General features: G+C 71.8%; 18 protein-coding genes. 9 read left to right on the top strand and 9 right to left on the bottom strand.

Annotated elements, in window-relative coordinates:
- Positions 1-59 precede the first annotated feature (59 nt).
- Positions 60-1,601 carry an MFS transporter gene (locus OOK31_RS09795; RefSeq protein ID WP_267012042.1) on the bottom strand — a complete coding sequence of 514 codons (1,542 nt, stop codon included), beginning with the start codon at positions 1,599-1,601 and terminating at the stop codon, positions 60-62.
- Between the two features lie 115 nt (positions 1,602-1,716).
- On the opposite strand from OOK31_RS09795, the gene OOK31_RS09790 reads away from it, so the two are divergent.
- Both OOK31_RS09790 and OOK31_RS09785 read left to right on the top strand, forming a co-directional pair.
- The gene (locus OOK31_RS09790; RefSeq protein ID WP_267012041.1) at positions 1,717-2,298 is read left to right on the top strand and encodes a TetR/AcrR family transcriptional regulator; all 582 of its coding nucleotides are present in this window, start codon (positions 1,717-1,719) and stop codon (positions 2,296-2,298) included.
- Between the two features lie 169 nt (positions 2,299-2,467).
- Complete coding sequence (locus tag OOK31_RS09785; protein ID WP_267012040.1) at positions 2,468-3,358, top strand: hypothetical protein; 891 nt, start codon at positions 2,468-2,470, stop codon at positions 3,356-3,358.
- A 64-nt stretch (positions 3,359-3,422) separates the two neighbouring features.
- On the opposite strand, the gene OOK31_RS09780 is transcribed toward OOK31_RS09785, so the two are convergent.
- The 4 genes from OOK31_RS09780 to OOK31_RS09765 all read right to left on the bottom strand — a co-directional run bounded on the left by OOK31_RS09780 (position 3,423) and on the right by OOK31_RS09765 (position 6,836).
- Positions 3,423-4,007 carry a type VII secretion system-associated protein gene (locus tag OOK31_RS09780; RefSeq protein ID WP_267012039.1) on the bottom strand — a complete coding sequence of 195 codons (585 nt, stop codon included), beginning with the start codon at positions 4,005-4,007 and terminating at the stop codon, positions 3,423-3,425.
- The gene (locus tag OOK31_RS09775; RefSeq protein ID WP_267012038.1) at positions 4,007-4,402 is read right to left on the bottom strand and encodes a hypothetical protein; all 396 of its coding nucleotides are present in this window, start codon (positions 4,400-4,402) and stop codon (positions 4,007-4,009) included. Before OOK31_RS09775 ends, OOK31_RS09780 begins: the two co-directional genes overlap by 1 nt.
- 10 nt (positions 4,403-4,412) lie before the next feature.
- A complete protein-coding gene (locus OOK31_RS09770) occupies positions 4,413-4,907 on the bottom strand; it encodes a hypothetical protein (RefSeq protein WP_267012037.1) in 495 nt (164 codons plus the stop codon).
- Between the two features lie 768 nt (positions 4,908-5,675).
- On the bottom strand, positions 5,676-6,836 hold the full coding sequence (locus OOK31_RS09765) for a CdaR family transcriptional regulator (RefSeq protein WP_267012036.1): 1,161 nt from the start codon (positions 6,834-6,836) through the stop codon (positions 5,676-5,678).
- Between the two features lie 199 nt (positions 6,837-7,035).
- Between OOK31_RS09765 and OOK31_RS09760 the strand changes: the two genes are divergently transcribed.
- On the top strand, positions 7,036-7,962 hold the full coding sequence (locus tag OOK31_RS09760) for a proline dehydrogenase family protein (RefSeq protein WP_267012035.1): 927 nt from the start codon (positions 7,036-7,038) through the stop codon (positions 7,960-7,962).
- A 35-nt stretch (positions 7,963-7,997) separates the two neighbouring features.
- Positions 7,998-9,629, top strand: a complete 1,632-nt coding sequence (gene pruA / locus OOK31_RS09755; protein ID WP_267012034.1) for an L-glutamate gamma-semialdehyde dehydrogenase — start codon at positions 7,998-8,000, stop codon at positions 9,627-9,629.
- A gap of 80 nt (positions 9,630-9,709) precedes the next feature.
- Here the strand turns inward: pruA and OOK31_RS09750 are convergent, their stop codons facing one another.
- Positions 9,710-10,633, bottom strand: coding sequence for a zinc-binding dehydrogenase (locus OOK31_RS09750; RefSeq protein ID WP_267012033.1), 924 nt, complete (start codon positions 10,631-10,633; stop codon positions 9,710-9,712).
- 86 nt (positions 10,634-10,719) lie between these two features.
- Between OOK31_RS09750 and OOK31_RS09745 the strand changes: the two genes are divergently transcribed.
- On the top strand, positions 10,720-11,151 hold the full coding sequence (locus OOK31_RS09745; RefSeq protein WP_267012032.1) for a MarR family winged helix-turn-helix transcriptional regulator: 432 nt from the start codon (positions 10,720-10,722) through the stop codon (positions 11,149-11,151).
- Between the two features lie 7 nt (positions 11,152-11,158).
- Here the strand turns inward: OOK31_RS09745 and OOK31_RS09740 are convergent, their stop codons facing one another.
- Entirely contained in the window at positions 11,159-11,860 is a 702-nt protein-coding gene (locus OOK31_RS09740; protein WP_267012031.1) for a nitroreductase family protein, read from the bottom strand.
- An 88-nt stretch (positions 11,861-11,948) separates the two neighbouring features.
- Here OOK31_RS09740 and OOK31_RS09735 point away from each other — a divergent pair, with 88 nt between their 5' ends.
- From OOK31_RS09735 to OOK31_RS09725, 3 genes are all read left to right on the top strand, one after another.
- Positions 11,949-12,659, top strand: coding sequence for a tyrosine-protein phosphatase (locus OOK31_RS09735; RefSeq protein WP_267012030.1), 711 nt, complete (start codon positions 11,949-11,951; stop codon positions 12,657-12,659).
- Between the two features lie 137 nt (positions 12,660-12,796).
- Complete coding sequence (locus tag OOK31_RS09730) at positions 12,797-12,928, top strand: hypothetical protein (RefSeq protein ID WP_267012029.1); 132 nt, start codon at positions 12,797-12,799, stop codon at positions 12,926-12,928.
- A complete protein-coding gene (locus tag OOK31_RS09725; protein WP_267012028.1) occupies positions 12,925-13,461 on the top strand; it encodes a GNAT family N-acetyltransferase in 537 nt (178 codons plus the stop codon). Before OOK31_RS09730 ends, OOK31_RS09725 begins: the two co-directional genes overlap by 4 nt.
- Here the strand turns inward: OOK31_RS09725 and OOK31_RS09720 are convergent.
- Both OOK31_RS09720 and OOK31_RS09715 read right to left on the bottom strand, forming a co-directional pair.
- The gene (locus OOK31_RS09720) at positions 13,458-15,488 is read right to left on the bottom strand and encodes a phosphocholine-specific phospholipase C (protein ID WP_267012027.1); all 2,031 of its coding nucleotides are present in this window, start codon (positions 15,486-15,488) and stop codon (positions 13,458-13,460) included. The genes OOK31_RS09725 and OOK31_RS09720 overlap by 4 nt on opposite strands.
- 119 nt (positions 15,489-15,607) lie before the next feature.
- Entirely contained in the window at positions 15,608-16,621 is a 1,014-nt protein-coding gene (locus OOK31_RS09715) for an NADP-dependent oxidoreductase (protein ID WP_267012026.1), read from the bottom strand.
- Between the two features lie 99 nt (positions 16,622-16,720).
- Here OOK31_RS09715 and OOK31_RS09710 point away from each other — a divergent pair, with 99 nt between their 5' ends.
- Positions 16,721-17,620 carry a LysR family transcriptional regulator gene (locus OOK31_RS09710; RefSeq protein ID WP_267012025.1) on the top strand — a complete coding sequence of 300 codons (900 nt, stop codon included), beginning with the start codon at positions 16,721-16,723 and terminating at the stop codon, positions 17,618-17,620.
- The last annotated feature ends 107 nt before the right edge of the window (positions 17,621-17,727 follow it).

Raw genomic sequence — 17,727 nt, 5'->3', positions numbered from 1 at the left:
GCGCGAGGGCCCGGGGTGGACACCCCGGGCCCTTCGCCGTACCCCGTCCGCCACGGGGCTCAGTGCGCCGACGTCGCCAGGGCCTCGGCCGGTCCGGTGCGCGCCCCGGCGGGAGCGGGGGTCCCGCGCAGCAGGGCGCCGGCCGCCACGGCCGCCCCGAGGAGCAGCGCCGCGCCGCCCCAGGCCGCGTACTGCATCCCGTGCACGAAGGCCTCCCGGGCCAGGGCCAGCAGCTGCCCGCCCGCCTCGCCGCCCAGCTGCCCGGCGGTGGCGACCGCCCCGCCCAGGGTCTCCCGGGCGGCGGGTGCCGCACCGGCCATGTCGCCGCGGTAGACGGCGGTGCCGAGGCTGCCCAGCAGGGCCATGCCGAGCGCGCCGCCGAACTCCTGGCCCGTCTCCAGCAGGGAGGCGGCCGAGCCGGCCTTCTCGGCGGGGGCCGAGCCCAGCGCCATGTCGGAGACCAGGGACATCACGGTCACGATCCCGGAGGCGAGCACCCCGGCGCCGGTCAGCAGCAGCCACAGGGAGTCGGTGCCCACCAGGGCGACCAGGGCGAACCCGGCGGCGGCGAGGGCGAACCCGCCGGAGATGACGTAGGCCCGGTCCACCTTCTGCGCCAGGACGGCGGAGACCGGCGCGGCGGCGCCGATGACGACCGAGGGCGCCAGGCTCCACAGGGCGGCCTCCAGGGTGCCCATGCCGAGCACGGACTGCAGGTACTGGGTGGTGAAGTAGGCCGAGCCCATCATGGCGAAGGCGGCGACGGTGTTGAGGCCGATGCCCGCCGCGAATCCGCGTCCCTGGAACAGCGCCCGGCCGACCATGGCGTCCTCACGGGTGCGCTGGCGGCGGACGAAGAGGTACCCGAAGGCCAGCCCGGCGGCGAGGCAGCCCAGGGAGAGCGGCTCGAAGCCCTCGACGGCGATCTCCTTGAGCCCGTAGACCACGGGCAGTACGGCGGCCATGGACAGCGGCACGCTCAGCAGGTCGAAGCGGCCGGGGGCCGGGTCCTTGAACTCCGGGACCAGCACGGGGACCAGGACCAGCAGGAGCAGCATCGCGGGCACGTTGATCAGGAAGACCGAGCCCCAGGAGAAGTGGTTCAGCATCACACCGCTCAGCACCGACCCGAGGGCGATGCCGCCGGTCATGGCCCCGGACCAGATCGCGATGGCCTTGCCGCGCTGCTTGGCGTCCTGGAAGAGGTTCCGTACGAGGGCCAGCGTGGACGGCATCAGGGTGGCGCCGCCGATGCCCAGCAGCACACGGGCCGCGATCAGCATCTCGGCGCTGGTGGCGTAGCCGGCGCCGACGGAGGCGAGGCCGAAGGCGGTCGCGCCGATCAGCAGCAGCTTGCGGCGGCCGATCCGGTCGCCGAGCGAGCCCATCGTGATCAGCAGCCCGGAGAGGGCGAAGGCGTAGCTGTCGAAGATCCAGAGCTGCTGGGTGGCGCTCGGGTCCAGCTCCCGGGTGATGGCCGGGATGGCGAAGTAGAGGACGGAGACGTCCATCGAGACCAGGAGCAGGGGCAGCACGAGGACCGTGAAGGCGATCCATTCGCGGCGGCCGGCGAGGGGTGCCGTGGTGGCGGGGTTCGTCATGAGCAGGAATGTACAGCCGTCATAAACGTTTGTCTATGACGTTCGTATGAGACGAGTGTTTTGTACGTGTGTGTTGGACCTCTGTCTGGGACGGCTGTCTTGCTACCGTGGCGGCATGGGACATCGTGAAGATCTGCTCGAAGGCGCCAAGAAGTGCCTGGCCGAGAAGGGGTTCGTGCGCACCACGGCGCGCGACATCGTCAGTGCGTCGGGTACGAACCTGGCGTCCATCGGCTACCACTACGGCTCCAAGGACGCCCTGCTCACACAGGCCTTCATCGCTCTGATGGAGGAGTGGGGCGACGTCTTCCAGGCGAGCCTCAAGGGGGAGCCGGGCTCGCTGGAACGGTTCCGCTCCGTGTGGGAGGGGGTCCTGGACCAGCACGAGGCGTCCGCCCCCGTCTGGGCGGCCAGCCTGGAGGTCGCACTGAGCCGCGATCAGCGGCCCGAGCTGCGGACGATGCTCGCGGCCTCGCAGGCCGAAGGGCGCAGGGGGCTGATCTCGATGCTGACCGGGACCCCGGAGGACCAGCTCGACGAACGCGACGAGCGCACGCTGGGCACCGTCTACCAGGCCCTCCTCAACGGCCTGATGATCCAGTGGCTGTTCGACCCCGCGACCGCCGCGACCGCCGAGGAGTTCACCGAGGGCATGCGCCGCATCGCGCAGGGGCTGGACCGGCCGGCGCAGGGCTAGGGCCCAGGGGACGGGAACCGCCGCCGGGCCGCCCGCGTCCCACGCCCGGAACCTGACCGGACGGGCCCGAGGGGGAGTCGTGATGGCGGTGTCGAGAGCGCGCGGACAGGCAGGGCGGCCAGGGGCAGAGGCCGTACGGGCAGAGGTGGCACCGGCGGGTCGACTGCGGGTGGCGCGCGTACGGGTGGGGCGGCGCGGGCCCGTCGCGGCCCTTGCCGCGCTGCTCGCGCCGGCGGCCCTGCTGGCCGGATGCGCGACCGACCCGGTGCGGATCGCCCCGGCCGACACCCTGGCGCGCAGGAAGCAGGTGGCCGAGGCCTGGGAGGGCTCGGAGGCCCTGCACCAGTGGCGCTCCGGCTACCACCCCCTGGACCCCCAGGACTGGCAGCCGCCCGGGGGCTTCCGCTCCGGCGAGGACAAGGCCGCCTACCTCTCCGGGAACTTCACCCTGAGGGCCGAACTGCCCTCCGCCGCACCGCCCGCCACGCCCGTCCGCTGGTCCGGCGGCGGCGAACTGACCCTGAGGCTGATGGGCGCCCGCGAGGCCTACGAGGAGTTCGCCATGGCCCCGGGACAGGAGCGCCCGCTCACCGTCACCGCCGTCCGCTTCGGCGCCGCAACCACCCGCACCAGCCGCGGCCCCGCCGAAGTGCCCGCCTGGCTGTTCACCGTCGAGGGCTACGACACCCCGCTCACCCGGCTCGCGATCCGCCCCCAGGAGCTCCCGACGGCGCCGGTCGCCCCCAAGGGCACCTTCGACGAGGGCACGGCCCCGCTGTTCGCGCATACGGCCGCCGCGCCCGGCGCGACCTCCTTCGAGGTCACCGCCGGGCACGGGGCCTGCGACGCCGGAGTCGCCGTGGACGTACTGGAGGGCGCCGCGACGGTGGTCCTGGCCGGACGGATCCTGCCCCGCGAGGACGTACGGCCGGACGCCGCCTGCCCCCTCGTGATGCTGGAGCAGACCGTCCCGGTCACCCTCACCCGCCCCCTGGGCGACCGCCTCCTCCTCGACGCCACGACCGGCACCCCGCTCCAGCCCCGCAACACCCGCCGCTGAGGGGTGGGCCGCCGTGACTCCGGTCAGCACCACCGAGACGACCCGGAACCTGAACTGTTTCGGATCAATGGTGCAGGCCGTTCGGGGGGCCAAGTCGCGCCTGTAGATCTTCCAGCGGGATCTCCACGGAGGCAGAACTTCCTGGATTTACCTTCAGGACGGTGCCGGTTGGGAGGGTGGTCACGAGGAGATGCGCATCCGCTGTCTGCAACTCCGGAACGGTGTTCGGGGCATGACGTGTGTCGCTGAAGACCGCGAGGGTGACCCCGTGTTCTCCCGCCGAGCGGGCCGCCGCCTCGGAGATCGCTCCGGGAACAAGGAAGACGGTGGATCTCGCGAGCGCCGCAACGACTTCGGCCTCAATCCCGTATCCCGTGGCAGCGCGTTGAATCGCCGAGTCCACCGGGTCTGTCGGCTCGCTCATTCCCGCGCTGCGTGGCGAAGGCCGGTAATTCGGATTGCTCTTGAAGTGGTCGGTGATTTCACCCCGGCCGTCTACCTTCCAGGCGCCGATGATCGCGTACGGGGGGACACGGCCGGCCGGATCGACGAACGGGTCGATCGCGTAGACCCAGGATCCGGGATGCTCCGCCGCTTGAGTACGCATCGCTTCCGTGATTTGTGGAGAGGTTGCTCCCGGTTCGCTCATTATTCGAGACCCTTCAGCTTTCGCACGGACTCTCTCTGTTCATCCACGTAGGCGAGTCGGTTGAACTGCGAGATCGGCACTTCATCGAAGATTCCGACTGTCGTCGGCTGGTCGGCGAGCGGCCAGCGGTAAGCCCTTCTGCCGCCTCCCATGTCCAATCCCATTCGGCTGGGATAAACATCCCTGCAGGCGCCCTCAACGGCAGGTTTGAAGCCTTCCAGTTCGAGGTCGTTTCGAACTTTTACCAATGCCTCGAAAAGATTCCACGCCTTGTGCTCCGAGATGGTACTCCCGTGGCGAACGCGGACCGTGTAGTCCGTTCCGGAGTATTCCCCGACGAGTCTTCCTGTCGAGACCCCAGCACTCGAGACGAGGTTGACCTGTCTGTCGTGCAAGACTTCCGGTTCATTTGACACGTTCGACCTCGGGGCGGTAGTTCGGGTTGGGTGTGAGATTGCCGAGCTCGCCAGTCGCGTAGCTGTACGGGCGGGCTCCCTTGATGTACTCGGGGCGGATCCCGCCAGGGAATGCTACCTCTTTCTCGTAGGAGAGTGGGTGTGTCCCCATGGTTGTGTTCACGTCGATTCCGCCAGGTGCGTCAATTTCGTATGTGTATTTACTTCCGAAGTCGTCGCCGATGTCATCGCGGTATGAGGTTCTGACGAATGCTGAGGCATTGCTGTCCTCCACGTGTTCAACGAGGTCGACGCGTGAGGGGTCGCGTGCTTCGAAGCCGATCTCGAATATTTCCTCGGGATCTCTGTTGTCGTTCCTGTACAGGGGAGCGTTGTCGCCGCGCCAGATGGGTGTCCTACCCAGTTGGTCGAGATCGACAGTCTTGTCGATTGCCGCTGCCATTCGGTCGGGCTCCGCTCCGGTCCCGGCGATGCCGTTCGGCACGGGTGCCTCGTCCGGGTCGGGGGCGGCTTCCGAAAGCGGCTCGGCCGGTTCGGGTGACTCGGGGCGGGATCCGGGGACGTCGTGGGGCAGGGTCGGGTCGGGCGCGGTATCAGGGTCGTCGCCGGGTGACGCTGCGCGGGCTTCGGCCGTCGATTCCGGAGCTCGCGGAGCGTCCGATGCCTGGTCTGGCTCGGGTGCTTCGTCTGCTTCGAGGAGAACGGATCCTGCCTGTTCGTGGGCGTCCGCACGTTCGGGACCTCCGAAGCGGCCGGGCGCGGCATCCGGGTCCGGTGCCTCATCCGGCGCCTCGATGGATCGTCGCCGCGACGCATCCTGTGGGTCTGGAGCCTCGGGTCCACGTGAGGGGGCGATGGGATCCGGAGCTGTGACCGCGTCCGGTTCCGGGGCTTCGGTCGGGCGCGTGGACTCCGCTGTGCCCAGGGCTTCGGCGGGGTTCGGGGCATCGGGGTGGTCCGAGTCCGCAGGTGCAGGGCGTGCCGAGTCGTCCGGGGAAGTTGGTTCTGGGGCGTCCGTGGCTTCGGGTGGAGGCGGAGCCTCGGGTACGGAGGGGCGTTCTGTCGGGCGGTCGCTCACTGGAGGGCTCCGGGCGGATCGGATTCTCGCGGCCCGCGGCTTTCGCATGCGCCCGGAAGCATCGTGGTGAGTGCGGAGGCTTGGGAAGTCGGATCAGGTCGCGGTCGCCGACGCGGAGCTTCGCGAGTGTGCTCATGATCCGCCGACAGTTTTCGCCAGACGGTGGAACCTGGATCAGCCCTGCAGGTGGGAGGCCTTGAGGGCCATGTGGAGGAGGAGGCGGTCCTCGCCCGTGTCCAGGTCGAGGCCGGTCAGTTGCTCCACCCGGCCCAACCGGTAGTACAGGGTCTGGCGGTGGATGCCCAGGGCCGCCGCCGCGCGGCCCGCCTGGCCGGCGCAGTCGAGGAACACCTCGGCGGTGCGGGCCAGTTCGCGGTGGGCCGGGCCGAGCAGCGCGCGGGTCGCCGGATCGTCCACGGGACTCGCCGCCAGCGTCGCCAGCATCCGGTACGGGCCGATCCCCGACCACTGGGCCACCGGGCCCAGCCGCGGCTGGGCGGCGGCCGTCCGGGCCGCGGCGGTGGCCTGCGCCCAGGCGGCGGGCAGCCCCGCGAGTCCCCGGACCGGGTCGGAGAGCCCGGCGGTGACACCCGTGCCGGTACCCGTCCCCGCGCGGGGCAGCAGCCGCCCCACCGCCGTCAGGGCCGGAGCCAGCGCGTCCGCCGACCGGAGCCGGAGCAGTACGGCCAGTTGCCCCGGGCCTCCCGCCTCCGCCGGGACCACGCACACCGCCGCCGCCCCCGGTACCGACGCCGGCGGCTCCCCGGCCCACGGCGCCACGCACACCGCCGCGTGCAGGCCGTCCGCGCCCGGCCCGAGGGCGAGGCGCAGCGCCGCCACCGCCATGTCCCGCTGCCAGCCCCGACCGGCGGTGAGCACCGCCAGGAACTCCCGCGACAGGTCCGCGCCCGCCTTGGCCTCCTCCGCGAGCAGCACCCCGATCCGCTGGGCCGCCTCCATGGCCGCCTCCAGGGCTTCCGCCCCGGGGCCCGGGTCCTGGTCGAGGAGCCATACGTAGCCCTGCACGATGCCCCGGTAGCGCACCGGCAGGCAGATCCGCCCCGTCAGGACCCCCGCGTCCGGGGCCGCCGGGATGCGGACCGGGCCCGTGGCGCGGGCGATGCCGAAGCCCTCGAACCAGCTGCGCACCGCCGCCGTGGACTGCCGGGTCAGGATCGAGCGGGTGCGTACGGGGTCCAGGACGAGTTCGCCGCCGTCGCTGTCGCTGTCGTGCGCACCGAAGGCGATGAGGCGGAAGTCCCGGTTCTCCAGCGTCGCCGGGGCGCCCAGCAGCGCCGAGATCTCGTCCACCAGGTCCTGGTAATCGCCCTTCACGCGGACATTCTCCCACCCCCGCACCCGCTCTTCAGACAGATGTATGAGATCCGGGACACGGATGCGTGACAGCTGTCGATGGCAGAGGATCGTGGAGATCCTTAGGTTTCACGGTGGTTTTACTTGCGTTTTTCTTATGGCCTCCGCACATCCCGCGGCGGACCGTATGCCTGCTTCTGCCACCCGTTGGAGGTGCCCCGTGCTGGGTCCCGCGATCCTCGCCGCCTCGCGCAGCGACAAGATGCGCCGAATCGTCTCTGCCGCCCCGGTGACCAAGCCCGTGGTGAACCGGTTCATCCCCGGTGAGACGGTCGACCAGGTCATCCCGATCGTCGAGGACCTGACGCGCAAGGGCCTCGAGGTGACGCTCGACGTCGTCGGTGAGGACATCACCGCCGTGGAGCAGTCCCACGCCGCCCGTGACGCGTACCTCCAGCTCATCGAGCGCCTGGCCGCCCTCGGCCTCGGTGAGACGGTCGAGATGTCGGTCAAGCTGTCCATGTTCGGCCAGGCGCTGGAGGGCGGCCACGAACTGGCCCTCGCCAACGTCCGCCCGGTCGTCGAGGCCGCCGCCGCCATCGGCACCACCGTCACCCTGGACGCCGAGGACCACACCACCCTCGACTCGATGTTCGCCATCCACGAGGAGCTGCGCCGCGACTTCCCGCAGACCGGCTGCGTGATCCAGGCGTACCTCTTCCGCACCGAGGCCGATGCCCGCCGCCTGGCCGCCGCCGGCAGCCGCGTCCGCATCGTGAAGGGCGCCTACAAGGAGCCCGCCGAGGTCGCGTACCAGGACAAGGCCGAGATCGACAAGGCGTACGTCCGGATCATGCGCATCCTGATGGAGGGCGACGGCTACCCGATGATCGGGTCGCACGACCCGCGCCTGATCGCCATCGCCCAGGAGCTCGGCCGCCAGGCCGGGCGCAAGCTGGACGAGTACGAGTTCCAGATGCTGTACGGCATCCGCAGCGAGGAGCACCTGCGGCTCGCCGCCGAGGGCCACCGGATGCGCGTCTACACGGCGTACGGCACCGACTGGTACGGCTACTTCATGCGCCGCCTCGCGGAGAAGCCGGCCAACCTGCTGTTCTTCCTCCGCTCGATGATCACCAAGAACTAGGTCCACGAAACCAAGGTCAAGGAGTTACCCGCCCCATGGATGCTGTGACCCAGGTCCCCGCGCCGGTCAACGAGCCGGTCCACTCGTACGCCCCCGGCACCCCGGAGCGCGCACGGCTCGAAGCGCAGCTCAAGGAGCTGTCCGAGAACCCGATCGACCTGCCGATGACGATCGACGGCGTCAAGCGGATGGGCGGCGGCGAGCGCTTCGACGTCGTGCAGCCGCACGACCACAAGTCGGTCATCGGTACGTACGCCAACGCCACCGAGGCCGACGCCCAGGAGGCCGTCGACGCCGCCCTGGCCGCCGCCCCGGCCTGGCGCGCGATGTCCTTCGACGACCGCGCCGCGATCATCCTGCGTGCCGCCGAGCTGCTGGCCGGCCCGTGGCGCGAGAAGCTGGCCGCCTCCACCATGCTGGGCCAGTCGAAGACCGCGCAGCAGGCGGAGATCGACACCCCGTGCGAGCTCGTCGACTTCTGGCGCTTCAACGTCCACTTCGCCCGGCAGATCCTGGCCGAGCAGCCCGCCGCCAACTCGGCCGGCGTGTGGAACCGCAGCGACCACCGCCCGCTGGAGGGCTTCGTCTACGCGATCACGCCGTTCAACTTCACGGCCATCGCCGGCAACCTGCCGACCGCCCCGGCCCTGATGGGCAACGTGGTCGTGTGGAAGCCGTCCCCGACGCAGACGCACTCCGCCGTCCTGCTGATGGAGGTCCTGGAGGCGGCCGGTCTGCCCAAGGGCGTCATCAACCTGGTGACGGGCGACGGCATCGCCGTCTCCGAGGTGGCCCTGAACCACCCCGAGCTGGCCGGCATCCACTTCACCGGCTCGACCAAGACCTTCCAGTACCTGTGGAAGACGGTCGGCAACAACATCGAGAAGTACCGCTCCTACCCGCGTCTGGTCGGCGAGACCGGCGGCAAGGACTTCGTCGTCGCGCACCCGTCCGCGGACCGCGCGATCCTGAAGACCGCCCTGACCCGCGGTTCCTTCGAGTTCCAGGGCCAGAAGTGCTCCGCGTCCTCGCGCGCCTACGTCCCGGCCTCGATCTGGAACGACGGCTTCAAGGAGCAGTTCGCGGCCGAGGTCGACGGCATCACCATGGGTGACGTCCGCGACCTGTCGAACTTCATCGGCGCGGTCATCGACGAGCGCTCCTTCGCGAAGAACAAGGCCGCGATCGACCGTGCGAAGGCCGACCCGACCTGCACGATCGTCGCCGGCGGCACGTACGACGACTCCGAGGGCTACTTCGTGCGCCCCACGGTCATCGAGTGCACCGACCCGGAGAACGAGGTCTTCACGACCGAGTACTTCGGCCCGATCCTCGCGATCCACGTCTACGAGGACGACAAGTACGACGAGATGCTCGCCCAGATGGAGAACGTCTCGGCGTACGCCCTGACCGGCGCCGTCATCGCGCAGGACCGCTACGCGGCCGCCGACACGATGGAGAAGCTCCGCTTCGCGGCGGGCAACTTCTACATCAACGACAAGTCGACCGGCGCCGTCGTCGGCCAGCAGCCCTTCGGCGGCGGCCGCGCCTCGGGTACGAACGACAAGGCGGGCGCGGCGTCGAACCTGCTGCGCTGGACCTCGACCCGCTCCATCAAGGAGACCCTGGTCCCGCCGACCGAGTACGGCTACCCGCACATGGGCTGACCCGCCCACCGCTGAACCCCGCCCCCGCTCCGGTACCCCCAAGTCCGGAGCGGGGGCGGTCCCAGTTCCGGGGCCGGGTCCTACGGCACGAGGACGACCTTGCCGAGGTTGCGCCGCTCCTCGATCACCGCGTGCGCGCGGGCCGCGTCGGCGAGCGGGATCCGCTCGTGCACGGAGGTCCGCAGGGTCCCGGCCGCGTACATCTCCCACTGCTCGCGCTGCCAGCGGGCGTACAGCTCCGGCCGGCCCTGGGCGACGGCCCGCATCTGGAAACCGATCAGCGAGGCGCCCCGGACCAGCAGCTCGTACGCCTCGACCGTGCCGCCGCCGGAGCTGAACGCCACCAGGCGGCCCCCGGTGGCCAGGGCCCGGACGGCGGGGGCGAGGAGCTCGCCGCCGACCCCGTCGAGGACCACGTCGTACGGGCCGCCCCAGTCGGCGTCCCCGTAGAGCACGACCTCGTCGGCGCCGAGGCCGCGCACGAAGGCGGCCTTGGCGGCGCTGCTCACGGCGGCGACCACCCGGCCCGCCCCGAGGGCCTTGGCGTACTGGAGCGCCAGGCCGCCCACGGCGCTCGCCGCCGCGGTGACGAGGACCGACTCGCCGGGCTCGACCCGGGCCGACTCGTACGCCCCGCGGGCGACCAGGCCGCTGCGGACCAGGGCGACGGCGTCGACGGGGTCCACGCCGTCCGGGATCCGGGTGGCGAGGGGGGCCGCGAGGACGGCGAACTCGGCGTAGGCGTGGTCGAAGCAGAGCCCGGTGACGCGGTCGCCGACGGCGAAGCCGCGCGCGTCCGGGCCGACGGCGACGACCGTGCCGGCGACCTCCCCGCCGAAGGACACCGGCCCGCTGCCCTCGCGCACCTTGCGCACGGTCGGCAGGGTCACCCCGACGGCCTCGGCCCGCACCAGGACCTCCCCGGCCCCGGCCGCGGGCACCTCGGCCTCCTCGGTGAACAGCACCTCGGGACCACCGTTGACCTCATGGCGTACGCGCAGCACGGACTTCCCCCTCCGATTCGTTGGACATCCCAACGATAGGCGGAAAGTCGTGGGGAAGTCCAACGACTTTTCGGTAGGCTCGGCCCATGACCTCAGCCCTCGCCCACATCCAGTCCCTGCCCAGCTGGCTCGTCGGCCGGGTCGCCGCACGCGGCCGCGGGCTGGTCGCCGACGCCATCGCCGCCGAGGGGCTGAAGCTCGCGCACCACGCGGTACTCGCGGCGACGGCCGAGTACGGCCCCCTCGCCCAGGCCGACCTGGGCCGGCGCCTCGCCATCGACCCCAAGGACCTGGTCGGCCTCCTCAACCACCTCCAGGCAGCCGGCCTCGTCGTCCGCACCCCGGACCCGGCCGACCGGCGCAAGAACGCCGTCACCGCCACCGAAGCCGGCCTGGCCACCCTCACCCGCTGCGCCACCCTGGCCGAAACCGCCAACGCCGAACTCCTGGCCCCCCTCACCCCGGCCGAACGCGGCCAGCTGGTCACCCTCCTGACCCGCCTCCACGAGGCGGGCTAGACCAGGGCTAGACCTCCACCATCACCTGGTCCAGGGACTTGCGGACCAGGTCCGGGACCTCGCAGTTCTCGGCGGGGTAGCCCACCGGGACGACCGCGAAGGCCTTCTCGTTCTCCGGGCGGTCCAGGACGTGGCCCAGGAAGCGCATCGGGCTCGGGGTGTGGACGAGGGCGGCCAGGCCGCTGAGGTGGAGGGCGGACAGGAGCATGCCGACCGCGATGCCGACCGACTCGTCGACGTAGTAGTGCTTGCGCTTCGTGCCGTCCGGGCCGAGCCAGTAGCGCTGCTGGAAGACCACGATCAGCGCGGGCGCGTCCGTGAGGTGGGTCTTGACGGCGTCCGTGCCGATGGGGCGCAGCGCCGCGAGCCACTCGTCGCCGAGCCGGCCGTCGTAGGAGATCTGCTCCTCCTGCTCGGCGGCGGCGCGGATCTGCTGCCGGATCGCCGGGTCCTTGACCAGGACGAACGTCCACGGCTGCTGGTGCGCCCCGGAGGGGGCGGTGGCGGCGCAGGCGACGGCGTCCCGGACGACCTGCTCGGGGACGGGATCGGGGGAGAAGTGGCGCACCGTCCGCCGCTCGTCCATGCGCGTGCGCAACTCCGCCGCGCGCGCGAGGGATTCCGCGGCCGGCATGCGCGCGGGCCGGTAGGCGACGGGCCGGTACGGCTCGCCGTGGGTGGGGGTCCACTGCTGGGTCTCAGGCGACATGCGCAGATCTTCACGGGACGGAACCGCCCGCGGCCAGGGTCTCGTCATCAGCAACTGTCCGTTGTGTGTTGATAGGAGGGCTATGAGGATGACGAACGTCGGTCGTTTCGTGGACTGGGAAGGCTGCTTCAACGCCCGCGACCTCGGCGGCCTGGGCGGGCTCCGGCGCGGCGCCCTGTTCCGCGCCGACAGCCTCGACGCACTGACGGCGCGCGGCTGGACCACCCTGGCCGCACACGGCGTCCGGACCGTGCTCGACCTGCGCAACGACGACGAGCGCGAGGTGGACCACAGCCCGCGCCCGGCCGGGCTGACGACCCTGCGCATCCCCCTCGACGGGATCGAGCACCGGGACTTCTGGGACGTGTGGTGGGGCACTCCGGGATTCGGAACGCCCGCGTATTTCCGGCCTTTCCTCCAACGCTTCCCCGACCGCGTCGCCGCCGTCGCCCGGGCCGTCGCCGACGCCCCGCCGGGCGGCGTCGCCTTCCACTGCGGCCTGGGCCGTGACCGCACCGGGATCGTCGCGCTCGTCCTGCTGCGCCTCGCCGGGGCGAGCCCCGAGGAGATCGCCGACGACCACGCGCTGAGCGAGCCGCGGGTGCGCGCCCGGTACGCCGCGCAGGAGCGGCCGTACGACGCCACGGAGATCGACGAGTACGTCGCCGGCCTCGGCACCACCGTCCACGCCCTGGCCCGGGACGCCGCCGCGGAACTGGACGCGGAGGCCTACCTGCGCGCGGCCGGGCTGGACGCGGCGGAGCTCGGGCGGCTGGAGGGCCGGCTCCGGGGGCGCTGATACGGTCCCCGCATGGAGAGCTGGGACGCGCACGCGGTGCGGGAGCGGCTCCGGCCGGGCCGCTGCCGGGAGCGCTCAAGGGCCCGGCCGAGGCGCTGACCGGCGGCACGCTCACCCTCGCCGAGGAGGGCTGCGGGATGTACCTGCGGCTGGTCCTGAACGGTCCGTGCGCCGGGCAGGTGTGGCGGCTGGACCCGGACTGGGGCGGCTTCGTCCCCGCGAGCCCCGACTTCCGCACCTGGTACACCGACTGGCTGGAGGAGCCGTGAGCGTACGTACGGCCCACACCGCCGAGCTGGCCGCCGGTGAACTGCGCGCGATCCGGGAGCTGCTCGACGCCGCCTTCGGCGGGGAGTTCTCCGACGAGGACTTCGAGCACGCCCTCGGCGGGATGCACGTCCTGGTCGAGCGGGACGGGCGGCTCGTCGCCCACGGCAGTGTCGTCCAGCGGCGCGTGCTGCACCGGGGCCGGGCCCTGCGCACCGGGTACGTGGAGGCCGTGGCCGTACGCGCCGAGTCGCGCCGGCGCGGGCTGGCCGGGCGGGTGATGGCCGAGCTGGAGCGGATCATCGGCCGGGCCTACGTCCTGGGCGCGCTGTCGGCGTCCGAGGAGGGCGCGGCCCTGTACGCGGGCCGGGGCTGGTGCCCGCACCCCGGCCCGGTCGGGGTCCTCGGACCGCACGGCCCCGAGCGGCTCCCCGAGGAGGAGGGCTCGACCTACGTGTGGACCCCGCCCGGCGGGGCGGTACTGGACCCCGCCGGACGGCTGGACTTCGACTGGCGGGACGGGGACGTGCTCTAGCTTCCGCTGATGCTCGCGGCGCCCGTCTCAATGTGGCCCGTGTAGCGGCGCGACCAGGTGCCGTCGGAGTCGGCCAGGATCGTGAAGTCGTACCAGCCCTTGTTGTACGCGACCGCGTTGAAGAAGTCCTCGCGCGAGGAGTTCGCCGGGACCGTGTAGGTCCACGGGCCGTCCGTGCGGTAGGCGTTGGAGCGGACCGTGAAGGTGACCGGCGCGGCGGAGGCGTTGGTCATCCTGAACCAGATCGCCGTCTTGCCGGTGCCCGGCTCCACCGCGAAGCGGGCCGCGGCCTCCAGGGACTTCCCGGGCTTGGCCGCGTCCCCGATGAAGCGGCGCAGGAAGCGGTTGGGCCCGTACATCGAGATGTCGTACTTTCCGGAGCCCGCGCCGAGGCCGATGCTGAACCAGTCCGTCGAGGTGGCGCCCGGGTCCACCGTGTACTGCCAGGCGGAGGTGTCCCGGTACTGGTGCGGCTGGATCGAGAAGTGCGCGGGCCGCTTGGCCTGGGCGCCCTGGTTGGTCATCGAGAACCAGGCCAGGATCTTCCCCGCCGCCCCGAACTCCAGGCGGTCCATGTTGCCGTTCACCTGGTACGGCAGGGCGCGCGCCGGGCGCGTCCCGGACTCCTGCGCCGGCTGGGCGTTGTCCTGCGGCGCCGGGTTGGGGAGCGGGCCGCAGGTCGCCTGCCCGATGACCTTCGCCGTGGAGGGCAGGCCCACCGGGACCCCGTAGACGGGGTGCGCGAAGTCGAAGACGCCGGTCAGGTCGCCGACCACCTTGCGGCGCCACGCGCTGATGTTCGGGCAGGCGGCCGGGGTGCCCAGGGCTGCCGTCCAGGTCTCCATGAAGCGCAGCACCGAGGTGTGGTCGAAGACCTCCGAGCTCACCCAGCCGCCCCGGGTCCAGGGGGACATCACGAGCATCGGGACGCGGAAGCCCAGCCCGATCGGGGTGCCGTCGACGTACTCGTCGGGGGTGCCGGGCGGGGCGACCGGCGGCGCGACGTGGTCGAAGAAGCCGTCGTTCTCGTCGTAGTTGAGGAACAGGACGGTGGAGTCGAAGACCTCCGGGTTCGCGGCGAGCGCCCGGTAGACCAGGTCCACGAAGTGCGCGCCGTCGCCGGGCGGGGCGTAAGGGTGCTCGGAGAAGGCCTCGTTCGCCACGACCCAGGAGACCTGGGGGAGGGTGCCGGCGACGACGTCCGCGCGGATGGCGGCCGCGATGTCGTCCGGGGTGGAGCCGGTCACCTTCGGGACGGAGCCCATGCCGCGGTCCCACAGCGGGTCGCCCGGCCTGGCGTCGGTGAACTTCTTGAAGTAGGCGAGGCCGTTGTCCCCGTAGTTGTCCTGGGCGTTCTGGTAGACCTTCCAGGTCATCCCGGCCCGCTGGAGGGCCTCCGCGTACGTCTCCCAGGTCAGCCCGGACTCCTCGCCGCCGTCCTTGCTGCCCGCGTCGATCCTGCCGCTCCACAGGAAGGTGCGGTTCGGGCCGGTCGCGCTGAGGGTGGAGCAGAAGTAGGCGTCGCAGATCGTGTAGTGGTCGGCGAGCCCGTAGTGGAAGGGGATGTCGCCGCGGTCGAGGTAGCCGAGGGTGTGGGTCTTGCCGACGCCGGCGACCCAGTTGTCCATCCGGCCGTTGTTCCAGGCCGCGTGCTGCGAGGTCCAGCTGTGCGGGAGGTCGCCGGTGCACTGGGCCAGGGTCTGGCTGTCGGCCCCGCCGGCCGGCGGGGTGGAGGAGAGCTTCCACGGGTACTGGCGGCCGCCCCAGTTGGGCTGGTTGAAGGTGCCCCAGCCGCCGGGGATGTTGCCGGCGGCGCGGTCACCGAAGCCGCGGACCCCCTTCAGCCTGCCGAAGTAGTGGTCGAAGCTGCGGTTCTCCTGCATCAGGATCACCACGTGCTTCACGTCGGTGATCGTGCCGGACGCGGCGGCCGCGGCCGCCGAGGACGACGCGACCGCGGGCAGGGCCGCGCCCGCCACGAGCCCGGCGCCGATTCCCACGAATCCTCTGCGGCTGATCGGTGTCACTGGGTGCCCGCCTCCAACTCAAGTGCCCCGCTGGCACATTGACCGCAAGAGTGACGCCGGCCACGCCAAAGGTCTACATCCGTGCGGTAAGGAGTCGGTGAACATCGGGTTGGCTGGATTCAGATGGTGGGACGGACCAGCATCTTGCCCAGGTTGTCCCCCCGCAGCATGCCCAGAAAGGCCTGCACCGTACGGTCGAATCCCTGCACAACGGTGGTGTCGGTGCCCACCAGTCCGCTGCGCAGATGGGGCACGAGGAACTCTTCCAGCTCCTCCTGGAGATTGGTGTGATTTCGAACCAATACCCCTTCCAGGCGCAGCGACTTGTGTACGACCTCGAAGAGGTTGCGGGGCGCGGCCGGGGACCGGTCGCCGTTGTACATCGAGATCGCACCGACCCAGGCGATCCGCCCGTACTCGCGCAGGGAGTCGATCGCGCCCTCCAGGTGCTCCCCGCCCACGTTGTCCACGTACACGTCGATCCCCTCGGGGGCGGCGGCCGCCAGCTGCTCCCCGACCGGCCCGTCGTGGTAGTCGAAGGCGGCGTCGAAGCCGAGGACGTCCGTCAGGTGGCGGACCTTCGCCGCGGAGCCCGCGCTGCCGACGATCCGGCCGGCGCCCAGCAGCCGGGCGATGTGCCCCGTGGCCGTACCGACCCCGCCCGCGGCTGCCGAGACGAAGAGGTCCTCGCCCGCGCGCAGGGCGGCGGTGCGGGTCAGGGCGGCGTACGCGGTCAGGCCGGTGCCGCCCAGGATCGACAGGTACGCCTCCAGCGGCACGCCCGCGTGGCCGCGCAGCTTGCGCGTCCCGTCGGCGCCGGGGGTGACCAGCGCGTGCGTGCGCCAGCCCGCCCGGTGGAAGACCAGGTCGCCCTCCGCCAGGCCCGGGTCGCGGGAGGCGAGCACCCGGCCCACCGCGCGGCCTTCGAGGGGGGCGTGCAGCTCGAAGCCGCCCTCGCCGCCGTCCATCAGGCCCCGGTGGTAGGGGTCCACGGACAGCAGCAGGTTCTCCACCAGGGCCGTCCCGGGGGCGGGTTCGGGTACGGGGGAGGAGACGTACGTGAAGTCGGAGGCGGCGGGGAAGCCGGTGGGGCGGGCGGTCTGGTGGACGAAGTGAGCGGTGTTCGTGGTCATGGTCAGGACCGTAGGAAGGAATCACCGCCCCGGGCAGGGGGTTGGGCTCATGGAAGCCGCGCATCCATGAGCGCGGCTCATACACCGAGGTGGGAACCCGTGGCCGAGCTCGCCCCGCAGGAACTGAGGGTGCTGGTCGCCGTCGCCGCAGCGGGCGGCTTCTCCGCCGCCGCCGCGGAGCTCGGCATCAGCCAGTCGGCCGTCTCCCACTCCGTGCGCGGCAGCGAGGCCAAGGTGGGCGCCGTGCTCTTCGAGCGCGGGCGCTCCGGCGCCTCGCCGACCCCGGCGGGGGAGCGGGCCGTGGCCCTGGGCCGGCGCATCCTGCGGCTCTACGAGGTCCTCGGCGCGGAGGCGCGCGCCGCCGGGCGGGCCGCCCCCGGGCAGCAGGAGCCGGCCGGGGTGCTGCGGGTCGCCGCCTTCCGCAGCGCGGCCCTGCACCTGCTGCCGCCCGCCCTGGAGCGGCTGACCGCGCGGCACCCCGGGGTCCGCCCCGAGGTCAGGGTGGTCCGCGAGGTCGGCGCCGGGGTGGCGGGGGAGGTGGCCGCGGGCCGGGCCGACCTGGGCATCGCCACGCTGGGCGGGCCCGGGGAGGCCGCCACCGCGGGGCTGCCGCCGGGCCTGCTGGCGGGGGACCTGGCCGTGGAGGCGTACTCCCTGGTGCACCCGGCCGGACACCCGGACCCCAGGGCGCTGCCGCTGCTGGACTGGGACGAGAACTGCGGCTCCTACACCCGCGCCTGGTGGCGGTCCCAGGACTGGATCCCGGCGGCGACGGTGAAGGCGGAGGACGACGCGATGGTGCTCACGATGGTCGGCCGGGGCCTGGGCATGGCGATCATGCCGGAGCTGTCGCTGCGCGAGGCCACGGAGGCCGTGGAGATCGCCGCACTGGGGCCGGAGAGGCCGGTGAGGCGCGTGGGATACGTCACCACACCGGAATCTGCTGAGACTCTCGTCGTAAGGGCTCTGATCAGGGAACTCAGGGCCGACAAGGTCTGAAACCGGAACCACGAGAAGGGTCCTTCCGGGCGGTTCTGCGTCTCAGATAGTAGGAAGTCCGAGTAATTGCGGAGACATACAGCAGGACCTGGCCTAGCTTTGTAGGA

Source organism: Streptomyces sp. NBC_00249 (assembly GCF_026342355.1).
In the GTDB taxonomy this organism is placed as follows: domain Bacteria; phylum Actinomycetota; class Actinomycetes; order Streptomycetales; family Streptomycetaceae; genus Streptomyces.
Note: the sequence above shows the minus strand (reverse complement) of the source record. Positions and strands in the feature narration are given on the sequence as shown.